At 61.8% G+C, this 25007-nt stretch carries 21 protein-coding genes; 11 read left to right on the top strand and 10 right to left on the bottom strand.

Features of this window, described 5'->3' with window-relative positions; all coding sequences use genetic code 11:
* From ABIE33_RS04980 to ABIE33_RS04960, 5 genes are all read left to right on the top strand, one after another.
* Complete coding sequence (locus ABIE33_RS04980; RefSeq protein WP_429122111.1) at positions 1-1149, top strand: carbohydrate ABC transporter permease; 1149 nt, start codon at positions 1-3, stop codon at positions 1147-1149.
* Positions 1150-1178: 29 nt separating this feature from the next.
* Positions 1179-2831: an alpha-glucosidase family protein gene (locus ABIE33_RS04975; protein WP_429122109.1), complete on the top strand. Its 1653-nt coding sequence runs from the start codon at positions 1179-1181 to the stop codon at positions 2829-2831.
* Positions 2832-2866: 35 nt separating this feature from the next.
* Positions 2867-3955, top strand: a complete 1089-nt coding sequence (locus tag ABIE33_RS04970) for an ABC transporter ATP-binding protein (protein ID WP_429122107.1) — start codon at positions 2867-2869, stop codon at positions 3953-3955.
* A 126-nt stretch (positions 3956-4081) separates the two neighbouring features.
* Positions 4082-4492, top strand: coding sequence for a hypothetical protein (locus ABIE33_RS04965; RefSeq protein ID WP_429122104.1), 411 nt, complete (start codon positions 4082-4084; stop codon positions 4490-4492).
* Positions 4493-4644: 152 nt separating this feature from the next.
* The gene (locus ABIE33_RS04960; protein ID WP_429122102.1) at positions 4645-5010 is read left to right on the top strand and encodes a GFA family protein; all 366 of its coding nucleotides are present in this window, start codon (positions 4645-4647) and stop codon (positions 5008-5010) included.
* 97 nt (positions 5011-5107) lie between these two features.
* Here the strand turns inward: ABIE33_RS04960 and edd are convergent, their stop codons facing one another.
* From edd to ABIE33_RS04935, 5 genes are all read right to left on the bottom strand, one after another.
* Positions 5108-6928, bottom strand: coding sequence for a phosphogluconate dehydratase (edd, locus tag ABIE33_RS04955; protein ID WP_429122099.1), 1821 nt, complete (start codon positions 6926-6928; stop codon positions 5108-5110).
* Between the two features lie 177 nt (positions 6929-7105).
* On the bottom strand, positions 7106-7804 hold the full coding sequence (gene pgl / locus ABIE33_RS04950) for a 6-phosphogluconolactonase (protein ID WP_429122096.1): 699 nt from the start codon (positions 7802-7804) through the stop codon (positions 7106-7108).
* A 7-nt stretch (positions 7805-7811) separates the two neighbouring features.
* Positions 7812-9287, bottom strand: a complete 1476-nt coding sequence (gene zwf / locus ABIE33_RS04945) for a glucose-6-phosphate dehydrogenase (protein ID WP_429122095.1) — start codon at positions 9285-9287, stop codon at positions 7812-7814.
* A 98-nt stretch (positions 9288-9385) separates the two neighbouring features.
* On the bottom strand, positions 9386-10672 hold the full coding sequence (locus ABIE33_RS04940; RefSeq protein WP_429122094.1) for an NAD(P)/FAD-dependent oxidoreductase: 1287 nt from the start codon (positions 10670-10672) through the stop codon (positions 9386-9388).
* 16 nt (positions 10673-10688) lie between these two features.
* Positions 10689-12125: a glutamine synthetase family protein gene (locus ABIE33_RS04935; RefSeq protein WP_429122092.1), complete on the bottom strand. Its 1437-nt coding sequence runs from the start codon at positions 12123-12125 to the stop codon at positions 10689-10691.
* Positions 12126-12248: 123 nt separating this feature from the next.
* Here ABIE33_RS04935 and ABIE33_RS04930 point away from each other — a divergent pair, with 123 nt between their 5' ends.
* From ABIE33_RS04930 to ABIE33_RS04920, 3 genes are all read left to right on the top strand, one after another.
* Positions 12249-13433, top strand: coding sequence for an NAD(P)/FAD-dependent oxidoreductase (locus ABIE33_RS04930; RefSeq protein ID WP_429122091.1), 1185 nt, complete (start codon positions 12249-12251; stop codon positions 13431-13433).
* Positions 13434-13666: 233 nt separating this feature from the next.
* On the top strand, positions 13667-13813 hold the full coding sequence (locus ABIE33_RS04925; protein WP_429122089.1) for a hypothetical protein: 147 nt from the start codon (positions 13667-13669) through the stop codon (positions 13811-13813).
* Between the two features lie 351 nt (positions 13814-14164).
* A complete protein-coding gene (locus tag ABIE33_RS04920) occupies positions 14165-16690 on the top strand; it encodes a methyl-accepting chemotaxis protein (protein WP_429122087.1) in 2526 nt (841 codons plus the stop codon).
* A 29-nt stretch (positions 16691-16719) separates the two neighbouring features.
* Here ABIE33_RS04920 and ABIE33_RS04915 read toward each other — a convergent pair whose 3' ends face one another.
* Positions 16720-16932, bottom strand: a complete 213-nt coding sequence (locus tag ABIE33_RS04915) for a hypothetical protein (RefSeq protein WP_429122086.1) — start codon at positions 16930-16932, stop codon at positions 16720-16722.
* Between the two features lie 88 nt (positions 16933-17020).
* On the opposite strand from ABIE33_RS04915, the gene ABIE33_RS04910 reads away from it, so the two are divergent.
* Entirely contained in the window at positions 17021-17890 is an 870-nt protein-coding gene (locus ABIE33_RS04910; protein ID WP_429122084.1) for a LysR family transcriptional regulator, read from the top strand.
* Between the two features lie 5 nt (positions 17891-17895).
* On the opposite strand, the gene ABIE33_RS04905 is transcribed toward ABIE33_RS04910, so the two are convergent.
* From ABIE33_RS04905 to aceA, 3 genes are all read right to left on the bottom strand, one after another.
* Positions 17896-19002 (bottom strand): helix-turn-helix transcriptional regulator, encoded by a 1107-nt coding sequence (locus ABIE33_RS04905; RefSeq protein ID WP_429122082.1) that lies wholly within the window; start codon positions 19000-19002, stop codon positions 17896-17898.
* Between the two features lie 272 nt (positions 19003-19274).
* Positions 19275-19514: an SMc00767 family acetate metabolism repressor gene (locus ABIE33_RS04900; protein WP_053250421.1), complete on the bottom strand. Its 240-nt coding sequence runs from the start codon at positions 19512-19514 to the stop codon at positions 19275-19277.
* Positions 19515-19596: 82 nt separating this feature from the next.
* The gene (gene aceA / locus ABIE33_RS04895; RefSeq protein WP_429122080.1) at positions 19597-20886 is read right to left on the bottom strand and encodes an isocitrate lyase; all 1290 of its coding nucleotides are present in this window, start codon (positions 20884-20886) and stop codon (positions 19597-19599) included.
* Between the two features lie 228 nt (positions 20887-21114).
* On the opposite strand from aceA, the gene ABIE33_RS04890 reads away from it, so the two are divergent.
* Entirely contained in the window at positions 21115-22524 is a 1410-nt protein-coding gene (locus tag ABIE33_RS04890; protein ID WP_429122079.1) for a helix-turn-helix domain-containing protein, read from the top strand.
* Here ABIE33_RS04890 and ABIE33_RS04885 read toward each other — a convergent pair.
* Positions 22518-23471, bottom strand: a complete 954-nt coding sequence (locus ABIE33_RS04885; RefSeq protein WP_429122077.1) for a fatty acid desaturase family protein — start codon at positions 23469-23471, stop codon at positions 22518-22520. The two genes, ABIE33_RS04890 and ABIE33_RS04885, sit on opposite strands and share 7 nt — an antisense overlap.
* 340 nt (positions 23472-23811) lie before the next feature.
* Between ABIE33_RS04885 and ABIE33_RS04880 the strand changes: the two genes are divergently transcribed.
* The gene (locus tag ABIE33_RS04880; RefSeq protein ID WP_429122075.1) at positions 23812-24906 is read left to right on the top strand and encodes a polyamine ABC transporter substrate-binding protein; all 1095 of its coding nucleotides are present in this window, start codon (positions 23812-23814) and stop codon (positions 24904-24906) included.
* The last annotated feature ends 101 nt before the right edge of the window (positions 24907-25007 follow it).

Genomic DNA, 25007 nt, shown 5'->3' with positions numbered 1-25007 from the left:
ATGAACCCGGCGACGCGCTCCCCTCTCACCTGGGCCGTACACCTCTCGGTCCTCCTCCTGGTCGCTCTCTGGACGCTGCCGACCGCCGGCCTGTTGATCTCGTCGCTGCGCGACAAGGATCAGCTGGCGGTCTCCGGCTGGTGGACGGCACTCTCGACCTCGACCCAGAATATCGTCGCCCGCGCGCCGGGCGCCGATACTCAGATCGAACGCGACGGCAAGTTCGTGATATCAGGTGACGTGCTTGAAGGCACAGCCGCCGGCGAGGTCTCGGCTTTCGGCTTTTCGAGCCGCGAGCCGACCGCCTTCAAACCTGGCGAAACCGCCGAACTCAGCGACGGCGAGAAGCTGACGGTGCAAGCCGATGGCAGCTTCGAGATCGTCTCGGACACGAAGATGGAAGGCGCACGCGGCCAGCGTATCTTCTTCACCGCCGCCGTTCCGCCGCGCTTCACCTTCGACAATTACGTCGAGGTCCTGAGTGCCGAAGGCATCGGCGCCTCCTTCATCAATTCGCTGACGGTGGCTATTCCCTCGACGATCATCCCGATCCTGATTGCGGCCTTCGCCGCCTATGCGCTCGCCTGGATGCCGTTTCCGGGACGCACGATCCTGATCGCCGTTGTCGTCGGCCTGCTCGTCGTGCCGCTGCAGATGTCGCTGATCCCGCTGTTGAAGCTCTATAACGGCGTCGGCGCCTTCTTCGGCGTGCCGGCCAAGACCTATGTCGGCATCTGGCTCGCCCATACCGGCTTCGGTCTGCCGCTGGCGATCTATCTCCTGCGCAACTACATGGCCGGCCTGCCGCGCGAGATCATGGAATCCGCACGTGTCGACGGCGCCAGCGACTTCGACATCTTCGTCAAGATCATCCTGCCGCTGTCGTTCCCGGCGCTGGCGTCCTTTGCGATCTTCCAGTTCCTGTGGACCTGGAACGACCTGCTGGTCGCCATCGTCTTCCTCGGCGCCGGCCAGGATGAGCTGGTGCTGACCGGCCGGCTGGTCAATCTTCTGGGCTCACGCGGCGGCAACTGGGAAATCCTGACCGCCTCCGCGTTCATCACCATCGTCGTCCCCCTGATCGTCTTCTTCAGCCTGCAGCGCTACCTCGTGCGCGGCCTGCTGGCGGGATCGGTCAAGGGCGGCTGACCTCACAGGGACTTCTGAACGGAATGAGCATGACTGAAATGAGCGAATCCATTTTGCAGGTCGACAAGGACTGGTGGCGCGGCGCGGTGATCTATCAGATCTATCCGCGCTCCTACCAGGACTCCAATGGCGACGGCATCGGCGACCTGAAGGGCATCACTGCCCGCCTGCCGCATGTCGCCTCGCTCGGTGCCGATGCCATCTGGATCTCGCCCTTCTTCACCTCGCCAATGAAGGATTTCGGCTACGACGTCTCGAACTATACCGACGTCGACGGCATCTTCGGCGAGCTCGCGGATTTCGATGCGCTGATCGCCGAGGCGCATCGGCTCGGCATCCGGGTGATGATCGACCTCGTGCTGTCGCACACCTCGGACCAGCATCCCTGGTTCGTCGAAAGCCGCGCCAGCCGAACGAACGCCAAGGCGGATTGGTACGTCTGGGCGGACTCCAAGCCGGACGGAACGCCGCCGAACAACTGGCTGTCGATCTTCGGCGGCTCGGCCTGGGCTTGGGATCCGACGCGGCTGCAATACTACCTGCACAACTTCCTGACCTCGCAGCCGGACATCAACCTGCACAATCCTGATGTGCAGGAAGCGCTTTTGGGCGTCGAGCGCTTCTGGCTGGAGCGCGGCGTCGACGGCTTCCGCCTCGACACCATCAATTTCTATTTCCACGACAAGCAGCTGCGCGACAATCCGGCGCTGGCGCCGGAGCGCCGCAACGCCTCCACCGCGCCGGCGGTCAACCCCTACAACTATCAGGAACATCTCTACGACAAGAACCAGCCGGAGAACCTTGCGTTCCTGAAGCGGTTCCGCGCGGTGATGGACGAGTTTCCGGCAATCGCTGCGGTCGGCGAAGTCGGCGACAGCCAGCGTGGCCTCGAGATTGCCGGCGAGTACACCTCGGACGGCGACAAGATGCACATGTGCTACGCCTTCGAGTTTCTCGCGCCCGATCCGCTGACGCCAGCACGGGTCGCCGAGGTCCTGCGCGATTTCCAGAAGGCGGCGCCCGAGGGCTGGGCCTGCTGGGCCTTTTCCAACCATGACGTCGTTCGCCACGTCAGCCGCTGGGGCGATGGCGTTGCCGATCGCGATGCCCATGCCAAGCTGCTTGCGAGCCTGCTGATGTCGCTGCGCGGTTCGGTCTGCATCTACCAAGGCGAGGAACTGGCACTCACAGAAGCCGAGCTCGCCTACGAGGATCTGAAGGATCCCTACGGCATTCAGTTCTGGCCCGACTTCAAGGGACGCGACGGCTGCCGCACGCCGATGGTCTGGGATAGCGCTGCGGTTAACGGCGGCTTCGGTGATGCCAAGCCCTGGCTGCCGGTACCGACCGAGCATCTGAAGCGGGCGGTCTCCACCCAGAAGGGCGATGAGGCCTCCGTCATGGAGCACTATCGCCGCTTCCTGCAGTTCCGCAAGGCGCATCCGGCCTTTGCCAAGGGAGAGATTGAGTTTCGCGGCACCGATGCGCCTGTACTGGCTTTCGTGCGCAGCCACGGCAACGAGAAGCTTTTCTGCGCCTTCAACATGAGCGGTGAGCCTGCTACGGCTGATTTGCCGAAGGAGCCTGTCGAAGCGCTTGACGGTCATGGCTTTACGGCCGAGGTCAAGAACGACAAGGTCAATCTTCCGGCCTGGAGCGCATTCTTCGCGCGCCTGGTCTGAGACAACGATAAACAAGAGACGAAGGGGAGGGTGCGATGACAGGTCTGACGCTTAAAGATATCCGCAAGTCCTACGGTGCGGTCGATGTCATTCACGGCATCAATCTCGACATCAAGCAAGGCGAGTTCGTCGTGTTTGTCGGTCCGTCCGGCTGCGGCAAGTCGACGTTACTGCGCATGATCGCGGGTCTTGAGGAGATTACCGGCGGCGACATGTTCATCGACGGCGAGCGCGTCAACGACGTGCCGCCCTCCAAGCGTGGCATCGCCATGGTGTTCCAGTCCTATGCGCTCTATCCGCATATGACCGTCTACGACAACATGGCCTTCGGCATGCGCATCGCCAAGGAGACGAAGGAGGAGATCGACCGGCGCGTGCGCGCGGCAGCCGATATCCTGCAGCTCACCAAATACCTCGATCGTCTGCCGAAGGCGCTTTCGGGCGGTCAGCGCCAGCGCGTGGCGATCGGACGGGCGATCTGCCGCGACCCCAAGGTCTTCCTGTTCGACGAGCCGCTGTCGAACCTCGACGCCGCCCTGCGCGTGGCCACCCGTATCGAGATCGCCAAGCTCAACGAGCAGATGGCCGATACGACGATGATCTACGTCACCCACGACCAGGTCGAGGCAATGACGCTTGCCGACCGCATCGTTGTGCTGTCGGCCGGCCATATCGAACAGGTCGGCCCGCCGCTCGAGCTTTACGAGCGCCCGGCGAACCTGTTCGTCGCCCGCTTCATCGGCTCGCCGGCAATGAACGTCATTCCCGCGACGATCACGGGCACCGGGCCGCAGACGACGGTGAAGCTTGCCGGCGGCAAGTCGGTGACGCTCGATATCGTCACGAACGCGTCCGAAAACGGCAAGACGGCGAGCTTCGGCGTGCGCCCAGAAGATCTGCAGACGGCGTCCGGCGAGGACTTCCTGTTTGAAGGCACGGTCGCGATTGTCGAGGCGCTCGGTGAAGTGACGCTGCTCTACATCGAGGGGCTGGTGGAGAAGGAGCCGATCATCGCCAAGATCCCGGGCATCCTGCCGGTGCATCGTGGCGAGAAGGTGCGGTTCACGGCCGACAAGAACAAGCTGCATCTGTTCGACGCTGGCGGCAAGAGTTACCGCGTCTGACAAATCGTTTTCTCTTCAACCCGTCCGATTTTCGGGCGGGTTTTTCTTTGCGAAGGCCTTCAATCTACCCTCTGTTAAATTTCTTCCTCTAGCCTGACGGGCAGGGGATATGAAGAGGCCTGTAGAATGACGACCGCGGCACCGGTGATGCAGCAACACTTCCTGAACAAGGAAGAATCTTTCATGTACGATCGCGAAACCACGTTCCCGATGGAGGACACGAGGAACGAGGCGCGCATCGAATATACGGAAAAAGGCATGACGCAGCTGAGCTCCCGCCGCTGCGAAATCATCAAGCTGTCGAAAAGCGGCGCGGTCATCGGCATCCTGACCAAGTACCAGCTACCGCAGAATTTTTACCTCGACATCCCAAGTGCCCGGATCCAGATGGTTGGCTGCCTGCTCAAGCGCGTGCACGCCAACAACATCATCGAAGCACGCTTCCTGCGGCTCCTGACCGACCGCGAACTCAATCGCATCTTCGTCTACAGCACGCATCCGAACCACCGGAACCGCACGCTCGACATTTATCGCTGAACGCGCGAGTGTCCGCCCGGCCGGAACGGGCCGGAACCTGATGCGCCGTTGCGACTAGTTGACCGTCTTTCGGGGCCGGTGCAACCTATGCTTGACTTGGGACGTTAGGCTTGGATTGTTGGCGCTGCACGCTGAAACGAGGCAACCGATCGATGAAACGACCCTACCGCCTTTCCTGCCATTGCGGCGACATCTGCATTGAAGTCGATGAGGAGCTCTCGGGGCTGGTCGAGTGCAATTGCTCGACATGCCGGCGCACCGGCTTCCTCCACTGGAAGGTCGATGGCAGCAAGATCCGGCTGATCACTGAGAAACGGCGTCTCTCGACTTATGTCTGGCGTGGCGTGAACGAGGGGCATCACTTTTGCCCGACCTGCAGCGTCGCCATCATGCGCAGCGGCTACCCGAACGATCGCGTCTCGCTCAATGCGCGCTGCATTGAGGATATCGACATCTTCACGCTGGAAGTCGAGCGTTATGACGGTCGAAACGACATGTATCCGGGACCGCTGAAGTAGCGTGCGTCTTAGCAAGGCTGTCTCGCTGCCGACGGCGATAGTCGGCAGCGAGAGTTTGGTGGAAGTCAAATCCCCGGCCGTGGCGCCGAGGTTTCGTTCAGTTGAAGAGCACGCTTGCACCGTGGTCGGCCGAGCCGGCAATGGCGCGGAACGGCGCGAACAGTTCGCGCCCCATCCCGAACTCGTTGTCCGAGAGATCGGCATGGGCGGGAATGCGCGTCTTCAGCGCGATGTCCTCGACCAGCACCTCGATCGTGCCGGTAACGGCATCGATGCGCACGATGTCGCCTTCCTGGATGCGGGCGATCGGCCCGCCGTCCTTGGCTTCTGGCGTCACGTGAATGGCGGCAGGCACCTTGCCCGAAGCGCCGGACATGCGGCCGTCGGTGAGGATCGCCACGCGCTGGCCGCGATCCTGCAGAATGCCGAGCACGGTGGTCAGTTTGTGCAGTTCCGGCATGCCGTTCGCCTTCGGGCCCTGGAAGCGCACGACGGCAACAAAATCACCTTCGAGCTTTCCGGCCTTGAAGGCAGCGTTCAATTCGCCCTGGTCATGAAAAATCTTCGCCGGCGCTTCGATGATGTGGCGATCCGGCTTGACGGCGGAGATCTTGATGACCGCCTTGCCGAGGTTGCCGGTCAGCATCTTGAGGCCGCCAGAGTGCTGGAACGGATGATCGATCGTGGAGAGCACCTTCGGGTCGCCGCTTTCGACCGGCGTCGGCACGCGTTCGACGCCGCCGTCGAGACCGAGCCGAACGTCGATCTTGTAGGCTTCCAGGCCCTGGCCGACGACGGTGCGCACATCGTCGTGCAGCAGGCCGCCCCGAAGCAGCTGACTGATCAGGAAGCCCATGCCGCCGGCGGCATGGAAGTGGTTCACGTCGGCAAGGCCGTTCGGATAGACGCGGGCAAGCAGCGGCACGATATCCGACAGCTCGGAAATATCCTGCCAGGTGAGCAGGATGCCGGCGGCGCGGGCCATGGCGACGAGATGCATGGTGTGGTTCGTCGAACCACCCGTGGCATGCAGTCCGACGACGCCGTTGACGATCGAGCGCTCGTCGATCATTTCCCCGGCCGGCGTGAACTCGTTGCCCATGGCGGTAATCGCCAGCGCCCGCTTCGCTGCTTCCTTCGTCAGCGCGTCGCGCAGCGGCGTGCCGGGATTGATGAAGGAGGCGCCGGGCAGGTGGAAGCCCATGATCTCCATCAGCATCTGGTTGGAGTTGGCCGTGCCATAGAAGGTGCAGGTGCCGGGGCCGTGATAGGACTTGGATTCGGCTTCGAGCAGCTCGTCGCGGCCGACCTTGCCTTCGGCGAAAAGCTGGCGCACGCGCGCCTTCTCGTCGTTCGGCAGGCCTGTCGTCATCGGCCCGGCCGGCACGAAGACTGCAGGCAGGTGGCCGAAGGTGAGTGCCGCGATGACAAGGCCCGGCACGATCTTGTCGCAGACGCCGAGATAGACGGTGGAATCGAACATGTTGTGCGACAGGCCCACGCCGGCAGCCATCGCAATCAGATCGCGGGAAAACAGCGACAGTTCCATGCCTGGCTGGCCCTGGGTGACACCGTCGCACATGGCGGGCACGCCGCCGGCAACCTGGGCGACGCCGCCTGCCTCGTGCGCCGCTTCGCGGATCATGGCCGGATAGGTTTCGAACGGCTGGTGTGCCGAAAGCATGTCGTTATAGGAGGTGATGATGCCGAGGTTGGGGACGCGGTCACCGGCGAGCGCCACCTTCTCGGCGGGGGAACAGACTGCAAACCCGTGCGCGAGGTTGCCGCAGCCGAGGACGCTGCGATGCGGGCCGCTGGAGGCGGCGCGGCGCACGCGATCGAGATAGGGCTCTCGGTGCGGCTTCGAACGCTCGACGATGCGGGCGGTGATTGCGGCAATGCGGGAATCGGCGGACATGGCAAATCCTGTTCCGGAGTCTTGGGACTCCTCATCTTCATCCAGTCATCGATCCGGAGCGTTGCCTGCCTGGGAGAACGTGCAGGCCACGCCCCGGTGTGAGCTCTTTCAACACCTTCGCGTTCCGGTGGGGCGCCACCGGTTGAAAGTGTCCTGAACCGGCCGGTTACCCGGCCGTTATGGCGCCCAGTATATCTGCAGCGGCGAGGCTGCACGGCGCAGCATGGTGCGGATCGGCATCTCGGCTTCGTCGCCGGGACCTTCCGCCTTGGCAAGCACGACCTTCTTGCCCTCGCCTTCGATGTGCAGGACCAGCAGCCTGGCATCGTGAAGGCTGGAGAAGGTAAAGGTCAGGCGCGGTTCGCCGGCACCTTCCGCTTCCATGGTGATCACGCCACGCGGCGTCGTCGCGTCGATCGCGCTTGCAAGGTGCGTTCCGCCCGGGAAGAACGACGCGGTATGGCCATCCGTTCCCATGCCGAGCACGACGACGTCGAAGGGCGCACCGACCTTCACGGTTTCGTTGCTTGCCAATACGGCAGCATCCTCCGCCGAAGCGGCTGGATGGTAAAGCGGCAAGAAATGCGCTTTCGCCGCATAGCCTTGCAGCAGGTTCGCCGTGACCAGCGCGTGGTTGGAGCGATCGCTCTCAGGCGGAACGAAGCGTTCGTCTACCAGCGTGACCGTGACCTTGTCCCAGGCGATGTCCTTCCTGGAGAGCGCCTGGAAGAATGCCTTGGGCGTGGAGCCGCCGGAAACGGCGATGCTCGCCGCACCGCGGGCGGCAATGCCGGCAGCAAGTGCGGCGCTGACGGCGTCCGCCAAGCCCTCGGCCAGGGCGGCGCCATTGTCGAATGTGTGAAGCGTCGTGCTCATTGCCAACCTATATCGCATCGTGCCAGGTGCGGCCGTCGCGCTCGATCAGAGCGATCGACTGGCTCGGACCCCAGGTGCCGGCGGTATAGCCCTGAACCTGTTGGCCTGTCTCTTCCCAGGCCTTCAAAATCGGATCGACCCACTTCCATGCGGCCTCGACCTCGTCGCGGCGCACGAACAGCGTCTGGTTGTTGCGAACGACGTCGAACAGCAGGCGCTCATAGGCATCGGCATTGCGCACGTCGAAGGCCTCGGCAAAACTCATGTCGAGCGAGACGTTGCGAAGGCGCATGCCGCCCGGACCCGGGTCCTTGATCATCAGCGACTGCTTGACGCCTTCGTTGGGCTGCAAGCGGATGACGAGTTGGTTGGCCGAGATGCGACCGGCGCTGTTGTCGAAGATCGAGTGCGGGATCTGTTTGAAGGTGATGACGATTTCCGACATGCGGCCGGCAAGTCGCTTGCCGGTGCGGATGTAGAACGGCACGCCGGCCCAGCGCCAGTTGCTGACCTCGGCCTTGATCGCGACAAAGGTCTCGGTGTTCGAGACGCCGCCTTCGAGCTCTTCCAGGTAGCCCTTGACCGGGCCGCCGGCGGAAGCGCCGGCACGGTATTGGCCGCGCACCGTCACCTGCTCGACATTGGATGCATTGACCGGCTTCAGCGCGCGCAGAACTTTAAGCTTTTCGTCGCGCACGGCTTCCGCGTCCATCGAGGTCGGCGCTTCCATCGCGACGAAGCAGACGAGCTGCAGGATGTGGTTCTGCACCATGTCGCGCAGCGCACCGGCCTTGTCGTAGTAGCCGGCCCGGTTTTCGAGACCGACGGCTTCGGAAACGGTGATCTGCACGTGGTCGATATGGGCGGAGTTCCACAGCGGCTCATAGAGCGCATTGGCAAAGCGCAGCGCCATCAGGTTCTGCACCGTCTCCTTGCCGAGATAGTGGTCGATGCGGAAGATCTGCTCTTCGCGGAAAACCTTGCCGATCGTGTCGTTGAGTTCGGTCGCCGACGCGAGGTCGCGTCCGATCGGCTTTTCCACGACGATGCGGGTGGTCTTGGTGATCAGCTTGTGATCGCGGATCCTCTCGGAGATATCGCCGAAGATCGCCGGTCCGACGGCGAGGTAGAAGGCGCGGATACGCTCCTTGCCTTCTTCCAGGATCTTCTTCAGCGCATCCCATCCCTGGTCGGACTTGGCATCGACGGAGACGTAGAAGAGGCGCGCGGTGAACTTCGCGACTTCCTCTTCGTTGTATTCGGCCGGTTTCAGGTGTTCCTTCAGCGCATCGGCGGCAAACTTGCGATATTCCTCGTGCGTCAACGCCGCGCGTGAGGCGCCGATGACGCGGGTCGGCTCGGTAATCTGGCCTTCCATCTGGCGGTGATAGAGCGCTGGCAGCAGCTTGCGCTCGGCGAGATCGCCGGTGCCCCCGAACACGACATAGTCAAACGGTTCGACGGGAATGATCTGGCTGCTCATGGGATAATCTCGATCTTGTTCAGGTCAGGGACACATATAATCTAATCGATTTAAAGGCGCTAGGGTGCAACGCAATAAAATGCTCTCGCACGCGCTTTCTAGAGCCTGTCGCGCAAGGCGTACCAGGTGAGCGCCAGAAACAGAAGCGGCGAACGAAAGCGCGTTCCGCCCGGAAAAGCCGGTATTTTCAAGGCTTTCAGCAGGTCGAGTTCTGTCGGTTTGCCAAGCGCCAGGTCAGCGTAAAGCTTGCCGCAATAGTTGGAAAGCATCACCCCGTGGCCGGAATAGCCGCCGATCGAAGTAACGCCCGGCATGACCTCACGACAGAAGGGCGTGCGCGGCATGGTGATGCCGACGGAGCCGCCCCAGGCATGGGTGATCTCGATCGTGCCGAGCTCCGGATAGATCTCGCTGATCTGCCGCCGGATATGGGTGGAAATGTCGCGCGGGTTGTCGGCGGTGTAGGCTTCGCGTCCGCCGAACAGCAGCCGTCCGTCTTTCGATTTACGGAAATAGCGCACGACGAAGCGCGAATCGTCGACCGATTCGCCGCCGGGAAGCACGTTTGGGTGAGCAGAAAGAACTTCGGTCGCACCGATGAACGAGCGGATCGGCATCACATGGCTGGCGCTGACCGGCTCGAGATTGCCGATATAGGCATTGCAGGCGACCAGCACCCGCTCAGCGGTGATCGTGCCGCGATCGGTGGTGATGACGATCGCTGATCCCTTGCGCTCGATCTTCTCAGCCTTCGTCTGCTCGAACAGATTGGCCCCGGCAAGGGCTGCCTGCTTCGCAAGCCCCACCAGCAGTTTCAGCGGATGGATATGCCCCGTGCCGGCGTCGCGGATGCCGAAGTGATAGCGGGACGACCCGAGGCGGCTTGCCGTCTCCTCCCGCTCCATGAACGAGAGATGCGGATAATTGAACCGTGTCGCCATCGTCTCGACGTGGTCGCGATAGTCCTTCTCCAGGCTCTTCTTGTGACCGACCGAGAGCTGCCCCGGCATGAACTCGATGTCGATGGCATGTTCCGCCGCGAAGTCGAGCACATGCTTCTTGGCATTCTCGGCCATATCGAAGAGCGCTTGCGCCCGCTCATGGCCGAGCGTTTCCTCGGTTTCGTCGGCCCAGGCGCGCTGGCCGGTGCCGAACTGGCCGCCGTTACGCCCCGACGCGCCATCGCCGAAGCGGCAGGCGTCGATGAGCGTGACATCGACGCCTTGGCGGGCGAGGTTGTAGGCGGCCTGAAGCCCGGTATAGCCGCCGCCGATGACGGCGACATCAGCCTTCCGGGACCCCGGCATCTGCGGGAATTCGGGTCGATCGGGAACGGTTGCCTCATACCAGGAGTAACCGGGCGAGATCGGGCTTTGCCAGGGCATCGGATGGCCTTTCAGGTCAGACGTTCAGCAACAGGAACTCGCGTTCCCACGGGCTGATGACCTGCATGAAGGTTTCGAACTCGCCGCGTTTCACGCCCGCATAGATGGCGATGAATTCGGGGCTCAGCACCTCGGCAAGCGACGGCGCCGATTCGAGCAAGGCGACGGCTTCGAGTAGCCCGCGCGGCAGCTCGATCTCGCCTTCATTGGCCGTGTCTTCCGTCGGTGCCGACGGATCGCGACCTTCGATGATGCCGAGATAACCGCAGGCAAGCGAGGCGGCGAGCGCCAGATAGGGGTTGGCGTCCGAACTCGGCAGCCGGTTCTCGATCCGTCGGGCAACCGGCTCGGAAACCGGAATGCGGAATGCGGTCGTGCGGTTGTCGTAGCCCCAGGCCGTATTCACCGGCGCCGACATGTCGGGTGTCAGCCGGCGGAAGGAGTTCACATAGGGTGCCATCATCACCAGCGTGCGCGGCACATAATGCTGCATTCCGCCGATGAAATTGAAGAACTCCTTGGAGGCGGAACCATCAGGATTGGAGAACAGGTTGCGGCCGGTGTTGATCTCGATCACCGACTGGTGGATGTGCATGGCCGACCCCGGCTGGCCCTGCATCGGCTTGGCCATGAAGGTCGCGTAGATGCCGTGCTTCAGCGCCGCTTCGCGGATGGTGCGCTTGAACAGGAAGACCTGATCGGCAAGCTCGATCGGGTCGCCGTGACGCAGGTTGATTTCGAGCTGCGCCGGTCCTTCCTCGTGGATCAGTGTGTCGATCTCCAGACCCTGCTTCTCCGAGAAGTGATAGATGTCGTCGATCAGTTCGTCGAATTCGTTGATGCCGGCAATCGAATAGCCCTGGCCACCAAGGATCGAGCGGCCGGAGCGCCCCTTCGGCGGATGCAGCGGATAGTCGGGATCGTCGTTGGTGGCGACGAGATAGAACTCGATCTCGGGCGCGACGACCGGTTTCCAGCCCTTCTGGCGATAGAGGTCGACCACGCGCTTCAGGACGTTGCGCGGCGTGTAGCTGATCTGCTCGCCTTCGGAGCCAACGATGTCGCAGATCACCTGCGCCGTCGGGTCGGTTTCCCAGGGCACGACCGAAAGCGTCGAAAGGTCGGGGACGAGCTTGATGTCGCTATCGCGGGAATCGTAGCGAAACTGTCCGGTCTCGTCAGGATATTCGCCCGAGATCGTGTGGCGGTAGACTGCGGAAGGCAGTGCAAGCGAGGTGTTGGAGGTGAACTTGGAGGTCGGCATCATCTTGCCGCGGGGGACGCCGGCAAGGTCGGGCGTGATGCATTCGATGTCTTCGATCCCGCGGATCTTCAGCCAATCCGTTGCTTCCTTCCAGGTCTTGACGCCTCGGAGGGAATGCAGGGCGGCGGGTATTTTCGAGGTTTTGCTGATTTTCGTTGTTTGTTGGGCAGCACTTCTCTTGGAGGGCATAAATCACCGGTTTTGGCTTCGGATGGCGCATCATAACCGTAGATTGGCAATTGGCTAGAGCGGGACGATTGACTTTCGCCTCCGTGACCGGAATGGAATGCGCAAAGAGCTCAAAGGTGTTTCGTGGCTGAAAAGAAGGATGTGGTGATCATTGGCGCCGGTGCCGCCGGCATGATGTGCGCCATCGAAGCCGGCAAGCGCGGCCGGCGCGTGCTGGTCATCGACCATGCAAAGGCGCCGGGTGAGAAGATCCGTATCTCCGGTGGCGGTCGCTGCAACTTCACCAATATCCACGCGGGGCCGAAGAACTTCCTGTCGGCCAATCCGCATTTCTGCAAATCGGCGCTCGCGCGTTACGGCGCGCGCGATTTCCTGGCGCTGGTCGAAAAACACGGCATCGCCTGGCACGAGAAGACGCTGGGGCAATTGTTCTGCGATCACTCGGCCAAGGACATCATCAGGATGTTGCTCACCGAAATGCGCGATGTGGGCGCCGAGCTTCGGCTGGAGACGACGGTCGAGAGTGTCGAGCGCCATGGCGCAGGTTTCCGGGTGATGACCGACGAAGGACCGGTCGATGCCCAGTCGCTGGTGGTTGCCAGCGGCGGTAAGTCCATCCCGAAGATGGGTGCGACCGGGCTTGCCTATAAGCTCGCCGAGCAGTTCCGATTGGCGCTCGTCGAGACCCGTCCCGGGCTTGTGCCGCTGACGCTCGATCCGGCACAGCTTGAGACGATCGGCGAACTGGCGGGTGTTGCCGCCGACGCCGAAGCGCGCTCCGGCAAGACAGCGTTCCGCGAGGCGGTGCTGATCACCCATCGCGGTCTCAGTGGCCCGGCGATCCTGCAGATATCGTCCTATTGGCGCGAGGGGCAGGATATCGTTCTGCGGCTGATGCCCGATATCGACATCGCCTCGATCCTCAAGGGCGCGCGCCGCGCCAACGGCAAGCAGGCCATCCAGACGGCGCTCGCCGATATCCTGCCGCGCCGGCTGGCGCAGTTCTTTGCCGATGGTGCCAAGCTGACGGGACGACAACTCGCTGACCTCTCCGACAAGACGATCGATGCGCTGTCGGTGTCGATCCAGGCCTGGACGATCAAGCCGGCCGGTTCCGAAGGTTACCGGACTGCCGAGGTAACGCTCGGCGGCGTCGACACCAGCGGTCTCGATTCAAAGACGATGCAGGCCAAGACTGTTCCCGGTCTCTATTTCGTCGGCGAATGCGTCGATGTGACCGGCTGGCTCGGCGGCTATAATTTCCAATGGGCCTGGGCATCGGGTTTTGCCGCTGGCCAGGACGTCTGATCCCCGGTTTTGTGGCGCGCCGCTTCAGCCATTGTTAACGGATATGCCTGAACCTCTTCTGATGTCGGCACAGCCGGCAGTTGGCGAGATTAAGAATTGTTCCGCAAACGGAAATCACACTGTTTCCATTTTTAGGGCTTTTCTCTGCCACAGCATGGCTGCAATATGATCTGGACTGGCAAGCCGGTTTATCCGGGCCGATCGTTGCCGGTCAGTGAGAAGGACAGGATGTCATGAACCAGCCACGCCGTCGTCCCCGCGCCATCGCGATCGCTCGCACCGACGAGAGCCGCGCCCAGAGAGTAGCGTTGACCCGCATCGCTCTGCTCGCCTTCTTTGCCGTCGCTGCCCTCGCAACGCTTCCGGCCCTTTGGCATTGATGCTGCCCGCCGGCCGCTGGCGGCCGGACCTCGAGCGCGGCATCAGCGCGCAAGCGCCTTCGGAAATTCGTTGGCGAGTGCTCCGCGCTTATACAATTTTTAATCGTTCAAAATGAATATTGCGACGAAGTGAGTTCCGTCAGGACTTCGCTACCGGGGAGGTGGCGCGGTCCCGCAATGATTGCCGACGGACTGGCGGTGTGCGCCGCATGATTTTTCCGAAAAACATCAGCCTGTTTGCGCATCGGGTGGCTCTCGATCGTTTCGTCCCTTCGGCGGTTACGCTGAAGGTGGAACATGTTTCGAGCCGCCGGGGGAGGCGAATGCGAGCTGCGAGCCAAGGTGTTTTCCATGTTCATCGATAGAATTCTTGCCCGCTTCAAGATCCAGACGAAGGTACTGTTCTTCATTCTGCCCTTCGTCGTCAGCATCTGTGCCGTCGGCATTACCGGCCTTTATGCGTCCGGCCTGCTTCAGGGCCGGATGGAGATTTCAAACAGCGTCCTGCAGACGCTGAGCGGCTTCAAGGATGTCTATGCGGGGATGAACAACTTCCTGCACTCGACCACCGAGGAAACCCGTAACGCGTTGCAGGGCACGATTTCCGCGCAGAAGGAAGTCCTGGCCGACACCGCCGCGCAGGTGGCCGGCCAGAACGGCCAGGACGAGCTGACGGCTGCCATTGCCGCAACCAATGACATCGAAACCCGCATCGACGGGCTCTGGAAGTTGCATGTCGGTGAGCAGGAAATGCGCGCCACGATGGCCGCAAACCTGGACGCGCTGCTGGTGGAGCGCGCCAAGATCAACGACGAGTCGAACCGGCTGCAATATGCCGTTCGCAAGAACGAGAATGCCGCCAAGACGATGCTGCGCGAAGCTGAAAAGCTGATGCGCGCCAGCCGCTTCTTCAACGAGTTCGGCACCGAGGTCGCCAAGGCGACGACGATCGAGGACAAGCTCAAGGCCGTCAAGGAACGGTTCCCGATGATTGGCCGCACCGAGCGCGACATCTTCCGGCTGCTGCCGAAGGAAGAGAAGTCGCTGACCGAGACGATCACCTCCGCATCGAGCGAGATTGGCGCGCTTTTGAAGGCGCCCGCCGGCCCGGAAACGCTTGCCGGCATCTCGAAATATGTCGACCGGTTCCGCACCGCAAGTTTCCGGCTTGAGGCCGCTTCCGTCGGCAAGATGCGCGAAGCCACGCGGATCTTCGCCGAGCTCGATCAGCTCATCGTCAGCACCGAATCCGTGCTGACCGCCACGCGCCGGCTTTCGAGCTCGATCACCGACATCCAGATTTCCGCCGCGACCTTCATGGGGTCGACGACGGAAAGCAATCGCCAGAAGCTGCTCGACAAGTTTCTCGCGGTTCAGCAGAACATGGCAACGCTGCGCGGTGTTGCAAGCGAAGGTGCCTCCTTCGATGCGATCGCCGACACGCTGATGCCGATCATCACCGTGATGAAGAAGGACGCCGCGACGCTGGTCGAGATCACCGTCAAGCGCACCGCCGATTTCGACGCCGCCGGCCAGTCGATAAACCAGATCTGGAGCGATCTGACCGGTTTTGCCGAACAGCAGAAGGTTGCGGCCGGCACCGAGCGCCAGGAAGCAAACCAGATCTCCGTGGCCGCGACCGTTGCAGGCGTCGTCATCGCTCTGCTTGCCGGCATCGCCCTGACGCTGACGCTGAAGAAGCCGATCGGCCAGATCACCGCCGCCATGCGTCGGCTGGCAGATGGCCGCCTCGATACGTCGATTGATGGCGACGCCCGTCAGGACGAGATCGGCGACATGGCCCGCGCCTTGGGCGTCTTCAAGGAAAACGCCCTATCCAAGGTGCGCATCGAGGCCGAAAGCGAAGAACAGCGCGCCCGCGCCGAAGTGGAGCGCAGCCGCAATGACGCAGAAAAACGCGAACTCGATCGCCAGATCGACCTTGCCGTCAGCGAACTTGCCGCCGGCCTTGGCCGACTGGCGCAGGGCGACCTGTCGCGCCAGATCGACATTCCGTTCCATGGCCGCCTCGAACAGCTGCGCACGGACTTCAACGGCTCGCTGATCCGGCTGCAGGATACACTGGCCCAGATCCGCGCCAATGCGCAGGCGATCCAGCAGAGCGGCTCGGACATGCACCACGCCGCAGACTCGCTGTCGAAGCGGACGGAAGCTCAGGCAGCCTCGCTGGAAGAGACGGCTGCTGCGGTCGATCAGATCACCGTGACGGTCCGCTCGTCGGCGGAGCGGGCGAACGAAGCCAACGTCGCTGTGACGCAGACGAAAAAGAGCGCAGACAGCTCGGCAACCGTCGTCACCAATGCGATCGCCGCGATGGGCCGCATCGAAGAGGCATCACGCCAGATCGAGCAGATCATCGAAGTGATCGACGACATCGCCTTCCAGACCAACCTTTTGGCGCTGAACGCCGGCATCGAGGCAGCGCGTGCCGGCGAGGCCGGCAAAGGCTTCGCTGTCGTAGCGCAGGAAGTTCGCGAACTGGCGCAACGCTCGGCCGAAGCGGCCCGTGAGATCAAGGGCCTCATCAACAAGTCGACCGACGAGGTCAATTCCGGTTCGCATCTGGTCAAGGAGACCGGTGCGGTGCTTGCCTCGATCAGCGCCCAGATCGTCACCGTCAGCCAGCATGTAGAAATGATCGCGACCGCCAGCCGCGACCAGGCGGTGGCGCTCAACGAGGTCAACGGATCGGTCAACCAGATGGACCAGATGACCCAGCAGAACGCCTCGATGGTCGAAGAGGCGACGGCAACGAGCCTGGCGCTCTCCAACCAGGCCGACACGCTGATGATGCTGGTCGAGCAGTTCCGGCTCGAGCCGGAAACAGCCGATATCCACGCTTACCGCGCGGCCTGATCGGTCAGCACCGCGACGGCTTTGTCATCCTAGCACTGCACCGCGCAACGCACCGGTTGCGCGGTGCATTTCGTTTTTGGGGGAGCCTCGACAGGCTCGACCCTTCTGCGTGTCGCAAACACAGCAATGCAACGGCGAAACATCCGCCTCACTAGCCCCGGTGGTTTGGGGTCGAAATGTTCGTCCCAGCCGCGGCTCTTCATTGCCATATCGGCCAGATAGGCCATTGCCAGCGTTTCCATGGTGATGCTCCTCATTGGGTGGCATCTCTTCTTCTATGCAGCAAAAGCTGTTTTACATACACGAAATATCGGCCTATGTTTTTCACTGATGAAAGACATGGATTGGGACATCTATCGCTGCTTCATGAGTGTGGCGCGCACCGGCGGGCTGACGGGCGCCGCACAGGCGCTCGGCTCCAGCCCGGCGACCGTTGGCCGGCGCATGCTCGAGATCGAGGAGCGCACCGGCCGCACGCTGTTCGTGCGCAGCCAGACCGGCTACCAGCTGACCGACGACGGGCAATTGTTGTTCGAGCAGCTCCAAGAGATGGAGGCGGCAGCCCGCCGCGTCGAGAGCTGGCGACGGGAGGGCGAGGGGGCGGTCGTTCGCATCACGGCCGGAACCTGGGTGTCGTGGCTGCTTGCCGAAAATTTTCCGGCGCTCTGTACCGAACGCGACGGCTTCAGTCTGGCCATCACCATAGGCGAGGCCCGCGCCAACCTCGCCTATCGCGAGAGCGATATCGGCATCCGGGCCTTTGAACCGGAGGAGAGCTACCTGGCTGCACGCCCGGTGGGAGAAGTTGCCTATGCCGTTTACCGGCAGAAGAATGCAATGCCGGCGGCAAACGGCCGATGGGTCGCCGTCAGCGAGGAGGATGCAATCTCGTCCTATCTGCGTTGGCCGCACGAGAACGCGACGGGACGTATCGTAGCGACCGTGACGCGCCCTCGGTCGTTGCTCGATCTCGCCCGGGCGGGAGCCGGTTGTGCCGTGCTGCCCTGTTTCGTCGGCGACCTCGACCCTCTGCTGGAGCGGGCGGGCGAGGAGATCCCTGCGCTTATGCATCGGCAATGGATCGTGATGAACAACGAGGACCGCCATCGCTCGGAAATCCGGACTGTCGTCGACCGCATGACAAAACTGCTGAAAAGCCATGCCGACATCTTCGCCGGCAAACGCCCGCGCCGCAGTTGAAGCGGTCAGCGCATCAGCAGGCTGACGAGTGCCGCCTGCGAGTTCACCTCGGTCTTGGCGTAGATGCTCTTCAGTTGGGTGCGGATGGTCTCATAGCCGACTCCGTTCGCCTGGGCGATTTCCCTTAACGACAGTCCGGCCGCAAGGCTGGATGCAATCCGGATCTCGGCGGGTGTCAGGCCGTGTATTTCCTTCAGATGCGCGCGCCGCATCTCCGGAAGCAACGACGTTGCTGGTTCGATGAGGACCGCCACCGTCGGACCGTTCAAAAACTCGGTAAAGATGTCGGATTTCAGCCGCACCAGCGTGACGCGGTAAGCCGTTCCGTCGTCGGTTTTGACAATGGAAATGTGTGGTCGCGCCTGGGTGTTGGCGCGCAAGCTCATATGATCGAGCGCCGCGCTTGTTTGCGGGCAATCCAGGCCAATACGCCCGTTCGGCGTGATGCGAACAGCTGCGCCGGCGGCTGCCAGACGCTGCGCGCTTTCATTCATAGAGCGGATGCAGCCATTCTCGCCCGCGTATATCAAGCCCACTCCGATGGCGTCGAACAACGATTGCCCGGAGTGCTGGTCGGCGGTCATGACGTCGCGCTTGCGAACAAAGTCGAACGCGCGTTTGAGATGCGGGGCAAGTGCCGTGAGCTGGCTGGCGGCGCGCCCATTTAGATCGGCGTCCGTCGATGACGTATACGTCGAAAGAATGAAGCTGCGTCCCTTTTCGCGGATGATTGTCATGCCCACGCTGGTCTCGCAGCCGGTTTGGCCTTTCAGGAAGTCATTGTAGAACTCTGAGCGCACGAGCCGGTCGCGTGCTAGCATGTCTTCGCCGCGTACACCCACACCCAGCGGCACCAGCATTGCCTTTGCCATCCATGGGTTAACGGCAAAGAAGTGCGCGTGGTACCGATCGATGTCATCGCCGGTGAACCCGGACGAATAGGGAACGTGCGCGTTCGGGGAAATCACGTCCTGATAATGAAGCGAAGACTTGCCGTTTGGCATTGTGGTCGCCAGCCTGTTCAGAAAGTCCTGCCAGCTGCATTCACCGAATACGCTGCCATAGATCAGATCTGTCAGTTCTTCCGTACTCGCCTTTCCTGCCTGGAACATGCGTGCCCCCCGCTGGTAATGGTCTTGCCAATATACGCAGGGGCTGATGAAGGAAGCAACTTGAAATGGTATTTCTTCGAGAAGCATTGGCTCGAAATGCTACAGGCCGGCATTTCTGCCGGCCGTTTTCTCGTTAGGGTTGTTGCAGATTAATGCGCTACGCCTTTGGCAGGCGGCGGCCGGCGATTGCGGACGTAGATTGCAGTGCCATCGTGCCGATCGTGCTGTCGTCAAGAACAGCATGGTCGCAGCCGCTATCGCCAACAGCGACATCAAGACCGTCCCTGGGTGACGATGACAGGGATCAACAGGTCGCCCCAGTTGCCTTCGCCGCCGTGGTGGCGGGCCGAGCGCACGAGCTCGACCGATACGCCGGCGTCGACGGCTTTCATGACGGCCTGGTTGAGGCGGTGCAGGTCATTGGCGACCATGCGGATCGCGGCCTGTTGGTCCGGGGTCATGGCCGAAGACTGTTCCTCGGCCCTTTCCTTGACGCGTGTCTGGACTGTCATTGGAGTTCTCCTTGGTGTCAGCGGTTTCTCGTCTATTGCGTGGGGAGCGCGGCGGGCAGGGATTGCCACGCTCCCCGGCCTTTCACTCTGCGGCCGGGCGGAACTGGTCGTGCTCGGTCGATTCCTTCATGGCTGTCGTCGATGACTGGCCGCCGGTGATGGCCAGCGACACGGCGTCGAAATAGCCGGTGCCGACTTCGCGCTGGTGCTTGGTCGCGGTGTAGCCGTTGACCTCGGCGGCGAACTCCGCCTCCTGCAGCTCCGAATAGGCGGCCATCTGCCGGGCCTTGTAGCCGCGGGCGAGTTCGAACATGCCGAAGTTCAGCTGGTGGAAGCCGGCAAGCGTGATGAACTGGAACTTGTAGCCCATCGCGCCAAGTTCCCGCTGGAACTTGGCGATCGTCGCGTCGTCGAGGTTTTTCTTCCAGTTGAACGACGGCGAGCAGTTGTAAGCGAGCAGCTTGCCAGGATGCGCCTTGTGCACGCCCTCGGCAAATTTGCGGGCCTGCTCCAGGTCCGGCTTGGAGGTTTCGCACCAGATCAGGTCGCAATGCGGCGCATAGGCGATAGCACGTGCGATGCACGGCTCGATGCCGTTCTTCACCTGGTAGAAGCCCTCGACCGTGCGTCCGGCGTCGTAGTCGACGAAGGGGCGATCGCGCTCGTCGATATCAGAGGTCAAGAGCTTGGCGGCTTCCGCATCGGTGCGGGCGATCACAAGCGTCGGCGTTCCCATGACGTCGGCTGCAAGCCGTGCCGCGTTGAGATTGCGGATATGCGCGGCCGTCGGGATCAGAACCTTGCCACCGAGATGGCCGCACTTCTTTTCGGACGCAAGCTGGTCCTCGTAGTGGACGCCTGCAGCGCCTGCCTCGATGAAAGCCTTCATGATCTCGAAGGCGTTGAGCGGGCCGCCGAAACCGGCTTCGGCGTCGGCAACGATCGGTGCGAACCAGGTGTCGACCGAAAGGCCCTTGCCTTCCGAGGTCTCGATCTGGTCGGCGCGCTGGAGCGTGCGGTTGATGCGCTTGGCCAGTTCCGGTGCGGCGTTTGCCGGATAGAGCGACTGATCGGGATACATCGCAGATGCCGTGTTGGCGTCGGCCGCGACCTGCCACCCGGAGAGATAAATCGCCTTGAGGCCGGCGCGAACCATCTGCATCGCCTGATTGCCCGAGAGCGCACCGAGCGCGTTGACGAAGTCCTCTTCGTGAATGAGCTTCCACAAGCGGTTGGCCCCCATTTCGGCCAGCGAGTAACGGATCTCGACCGAGCCACGCAGCCGCTTCACGGTTTCGGCGGTGTAGGGACGTTCGATGCCATCAAAGCGGCCCTGCTGGGCACCTGGAACGAGCTTGTAAAAATCGGTCATTACTTCCTCCTGCTGGAACTCATCCACCATTCGACTTTTGTCGAATGGCTTTCCTCGTCTTTAGTTGATGTGACAGTTTTTACATTGCGCTGCGCAATAAGGCCATGGAAATTCAAGTTCCTGGTCTTTCAAAAGGGTTATCTTGTCTTGCCTTTGACAGGCGTGCACAGTAAATTTGTAAAATATGTAAATTCGTGGTCGTCATTAGATTTGTAAAGGTAGTGACAAATGGCTGAGAACAAGATCTTTGCCGGTCCCCGCGTCCGGCGGATCCGCAACGGGCTCTCGCTGACGCAGACGGCGATGGCGGAAGCGCTGGGCATCTCGCCGTCCTACCTCAATCTGATCGAACGCAATCAGCGGCCGCTGACCGTCCAGCTGCTTCTGAAACTCGCATCGGTCTACAAGGTCGACCTCGAGGAACTGCAAGGCGAGACGGGCGGTGGACTGGCGCAATTGCGTGAGGTCTTTGCCGATCCGCTGTTGGCCGCGGAACTGCCGGGGGATCAGGAACTGATCGAAGTTGCCGAAGCGGCACCGAACGCCGCCGGCGGTGTGGTCAAGCTTTACCGCGCCTATCGCGAGCAGGCGGCGCGGCTGAAGGACCTTGCCGACCTCCTGGCAGGGCAGGGGCACATGGAGGCGCTGTCTGGAACGCGCCTGCCAATGGATGAGGTGCGCGAGACGCTGGAGGCGAGACCCAATCATTTCGCCCGAATCGAAGAGATGGCCGAGGCCCTTCACGAGATGCTCTCGCCGGGCGACGATCTGATCGGCGCACTGAAAGCCTGGCTGAAGAAGGAGCACGGCCTGTTCGTGCGCAATCTGCCTGTTCACGCCATGCCCAATCTGCGCCGCCGCTTCGATCGCCATTCCATGCGGCTCTTTATCTCCGAGCGCCTGTCGCCCTATGATCAGTTGCGCGAGATCGCCATGGAGGCGGCCTCGATTGCGTGTCACGAGGCGATTGCCCAGGAGCTGGAGACTCTCCGATTGTCGACCGCCGAAGCGCGCCGTATTGGCCGCTTTGAACTCGCCCGCTACGCCGCCCACGCATTGATGATGCCCTATGCGGCGTTTCATGCGGCAGCACTCCGGGCGAAATACGATATCGATATCCTGCGGGCGCGTTTTCAAGTGTCGTTCGAGCAGGTCGCCAACCGGCTGACCATGCTGCAGCGGCCGGGTAGCGCCGGCGTTCCATTTTTGCTGATGGAGATCGATAATGCCGGGCATCGGCTCCGTCGTTCCGGCGCATCCGGTTTCCCGCAGGCGAGGTTCGGCGGCGGCTGTCCGAAGCTCAATATCCATGCCGCCTTCTCGGTGCCGGGGCAGATCCTGGTTGACCGCATCGAGACAACGGAGGGAGCGGCGTTCTTGACGGTATCGCGCACGCTCGATGGTCCGCAGGCGGGTTTTGAGGAGCGGGTTCGCCGCACCGCGCTGTTGATTGGCTGCGAGGCGTCCTTTGCCGATGAAGTCGTCTATGGCGTGGTGCGCGCGCCCTCGGTCGCCGTCGGGGCGGCCTGTCGCCTCTGCGAGCGGCAGGGCTGTCTCGCACGTGCCGAGCCGCCGGTCACACGGCCGCTTGGGCTCGACGAGATGGCGACTGGTCTCAGCGTGTTTGATTTTCAGTAGCTGACGGGGTGCTGGCTCGGCAGCAGCGGCGCGCTGGCGGAGAAGCATTCGGCCGGCAAGCCGGTCGTATAGCCGCGTGTGATATGCGCCTTGTCCGCATAGGCTTTGTCGCGCATCAGGATCGCGTGCAGTTCGGGCAGGTTATAGAATGGCACGCCGGGATAGAGGTGGTGCTCCAGGTGGTAGTTGATGTTGTGCGGAGCAAAGAACAGTCTTTCCCAGGCATGCGGATAGACCGTGCGTGAACTCGTCAGCTCGTCGCTATAGTCCATGTTGCCGAAATGCTCCGCCACGCTGCGCACGTAGAGGAACAGGCAGAAGAAAGTGAAGAATGGCACCAGCCAATAGAGCGCAAATTCGCGCCAGATGCCGAGCAGGGTGAAGATCGCGGCGGCAACAACATAGAAGCCGAGGCGCAGCATCTTGTAGCTCCGCGTCGACCGGTCGTTCTTCGACATGCGCTTGGCCATATGCACCATGTCGCGGATCGAGTTGACCGCGACGAGATAGCCAAGCAACTGCATCACGCCACGCGCGACCTTCTGCGGAAAGGTGAACTGCGCCATGCCGAGCTTGGCCGTCCAGTCCGGATCATCGTCTGTGTTGGCATGCTGGTGGTGTGCCAGGTGGTTCTGCCGGTAGCCATCGACAGTCGCCAGCATCGGCCAGGCGAGTAACAGATCGCTCATCCAGTCGCTAAGCTTGCGGTTCTTGATGATCCGGTAGTGCGCCGCCTCATGAACGAGACAACCGAACGCATGCATGCGACCGGCAATCACGACCACGGCCAGCAGGTAGACGAGGAAGTTGTCGGCATACTCGCTGGCGGCGATAACCGCGGCGATGATCGCCCAGTCGGCCGCTATGGCCGCAAGCGATTTCTGCGGCTCAAGTATCGAGAGGCGCTTCAGCTCCCTCGGATCGATCCTGCGGTTCCGTCCACTCATGACACTGTTCAGACCCTGATGCACAACCGAGGGGAAAAATTGCATGCCCGTTATGGTTAATCAATCGTAAACGAGTGCACGTTCCGGCTGGTTGTCGCCATGGTTAACGCCGGTCGCGGGTGGGCCTGTCGGTGTGGGAGATCGCGCCCGCCGGTATAAGTGCCCGATTTTCCTCAGCTTGCGAAAACGTAGTGGTTGAAGAGGGCCGCGTCTTTCCGGCACGAAAGCGCTTGAGGTTGTCGAGAAACATGCCTAACCTCGCCTCCGGAGCGATCCGGAATGGGCCTGGATCCGTGTCACGGGGCGGCCTTGTCCGGACCGATAATAACGAGGGAACTGCATGTCCAAATTCATCGTTACAACCATGGCGACGGTCATGCTGGCCGGCTCGACCATGCTCGCTTCGGCGCAGGAGCGGGTGGTCAACGTCTATAACTGGTCGGATTACATCGACAGCAGCATTCTGGAAGACTTCACCAAGGAAACGGGCATCAAGGTCGTCTACGACGTCTTCGATTCCAACGAGATCCTCGAAACCAAGTTGCTCGCGGGCGGCTCGGGCTATGACGTCGTCGTGCCGACGGCGACCTTCCTGCAGCGCCAGATCGCAGCCGGCGTGTTCCAGAAGCTCGACAAGTCCAAGCTCCCGAACCTCGCCAATATGTGGGACGTGATCATGGAACGTACGGCCAAGTACGATCCGGGCAACGAATATGCCGTCGACTATATGTGGGGCACCACCGGCATCGGCTACAACGTCGACAAGATGAAGGAAATTCTCGGCACCGACGAGAAGCCCAACTGGGATGTCATCTTCAAGCCGGAACTGGCCGCCAAGTTCAAGGATTGCGGCATCCATGTTCTCGATTCTCCGACGGACGTGATGCCGTCGGCGCTCGCCTATCTCGGTCTCAATCCGGATAGCCACGAAGCAGCCGATCTTGAAAAGGCGGCTGAACTGCTTGCCAGCGTTCGCCCCAATATCCGCAAGTTTCACTCGTCGGAATATATCAACGCCCTCGCCAATGGCGATATCTGCCTCGCGGTCGGCTTTTCCGGCGACGTCTTTCAGGCTCGGGACCGTGCTGCCGAAGCCAAGGCTGGCGTGACGGTCGATTATGCGATCCCCTCGCAGGGTGCGCAGATGTGGTTCGACATGCTCGCCATTCCGGCAGACGCTCCGCATGTCGCCGAAGCGCATGAGTTCGTCAACTACATGATGAAGCCGGAGGTTGTCGCCAAGGCGTCGAACTATGTCTTCTACGCCAACGGCAACAAGGCTTCGCAGCAGTTCCTGGACAAGGCTGTTCTCGAAGACACCGCCATCTACCCCACTGATGATGTGATGCAGAAACTTTTCACCGTCACGCCGTTTGAGGCGAAGGAGCAGAGGGTGCTGACCCGGCTCTGGACAAAGGTCGTCACCGGCCAGTAAGAGCGAAACGAATTGCCCGGACCTCAAAATCCGGGCAATTTTCTTAAAGGGGCACCGGGGAAAACGAGAGTGCCCATCGGCTGTATCATTCGGGGATAGAT

The organism is Ensifer sp. 4252, from assembly GCF_050434565.1.
Lineage (GTDB): Bacteria > Pseudomonadota > Alphaproteobacteria > Rhizobiales > Rhizobiaceae > Ensifer.
Note: the sequence above shows the minus strand (reverse complement) of the source record. Positions and strands in the feature narration are given on the sequence as shown.

What these genes read in the sequence shown, in the direction of transcription:
- ABIE33_RS04980 (WP_429122111.1), top strand. Translation starts at nt 1, where the DNA reads ATGAACCCGGCGACGCGCTCCCCTCTCACCTGGGCCGTACACCTCTCG.
- ABIE33_RS04975 (WP_429122109.1), top strand. Translation starts at nt 1,179, where the DNA reads ATGACTGAAATGAGCGAATCCATTTTGCAGGTCGACAAGGACTGGTGG.
- ABIE33_RS04970 (WP_429122107.1), top strand. Translation starts at nt 2,867, where the DNA reads ATGACAGGTCTGACGCTTAAAGATATCCGCAAGTCCTACGGTGCGGTC.
- ABIE33_RS04965 (WP_429122104.1), top strand. Translation starts at nt 4,082, where the DNA reads ATGACGACCGCGGCACCGGTGATGCAGCAACACTTCCTGAACAAGGAA.
- ABIE33_RS04960 (WP_429122102.1), top strand. Translation starts at nt 4,645, where the DNA reads ATGAAACGACCCTACCGCCTTTCCTGCCATTGCGGCGACATCTGCATT.
- edd (WP_429122099.1), bottom strand. Translation starts at nt 6,928, where the DNA reads ATGTCCGCCGATTCCCGCATTGCCGCAATCACCGCCCGCATCGTCGAG.
- pgl (WP_429122096.1), bottom strand. Translation starts at nt 7,804, where the DNA reads ATGAGCACGACGCTTCACACATTCGACAATGGCGCCGCCCTGGCCGAG.
- zwf (WP_429122095.1), bottom strand. Translation starts at nt 9,287, where the DNA reads ATGAGCAGCCAGATCATTCCCGTCGAACCGTTTGACTATGTCGTGTTC.
- ABIE33_RS04940 (WP_429122094.1), bottom strand. Translation starts at nt 10,672, where the DNA reads ATGCCCTGGCAAAGCCCGATCTCGCCCGGTTACTCCTGGTATGAGGCA.
- ABIE33_RS04935 (WP_429122092.1), bottom strand. Translation starts at nt 12,125, where the DNA reads ATGCCCTCCAAGAGAAGTGCTGCCCAACAAACAACGAAAATCAGCAAA.
- ABIE33_RS04925 (WP_429122089.1), top strand. Translation starts at nt 13,667, where the DNA reads ATGAACCAGCCACGCCGTCGTCCCCGCGCCATCGCGATCGCTCGCACC.
- ABIE33_RS04920 (WP_429122087.1), top strand. Translation starts at nt 14,165, where the DNA reads ATGTTCATCGATAGAATTCTTGCCCGCTTCAAGATCCAGACGAAGGTA.
- ABIE33_RS04915 (WP_429122086.1), bottom strand. Translation starts at nt 16,932, where the DNA reads ATGGAAACGCTGGCAATGGCCTATCTGGCCGATATGGCAATGAAGAGC.
- ABIE33_RS04910 (WP_429122084.1), top strand. Translation starts at nt 17,021, where the DNA reads ATGAAAGACATGGATTGGGACATCTATCGCTGCTTCATGAGTGTGGCG.
- ABIE33_RS04905 (WP_429122082.1), bottom strand. Translation starts at nt 19,002, where the DNA reads ATGTTCCAGGCAGGAAAGGCGAGTACGGAAGAACTGACAGATCTGATC.
- ABIE33_RS04900 (WP_053250421.1), bottom strand. Translation starts at nt 19,514, where the DNA reads ATGACAGTCCAGACACGCGTCAAGGAAAGGGCCGAGGAACAGTCTTCG.
- aceA (WP_429122080.1), bottom strand. Translation starts at nt 20,886, where the DNA reads ATGACCGATTTTTACAAGCTCGTTCCAGGTGCCCAGCAGGGCCGCTTT.
- ABIE33_RS04890 (WP_429122079.1), top strand. Translation starts at nt 21,115, where the DNA reads ATGGCTGAGAACAAGATCTTTGCCGGTCCCCGCGTCCGGCGGATCCGC.
- ABIE33_RS04885 (WP_429122077.1), bottom strand. Translation starts at nt 23,471, where the DNA reads ATGAGTGGACGGAACCGCAGGATCGATCCGAGGGAGCTGAAGCGCCTC.
- ABIE33_RS04880 (WP_429122075.1), top strand. Translation starts at nt 23,812, where the DNA reads ATGTCCAAATTCATCGTTACAACCATGGCGACGGTCATGCTGGCCGGC.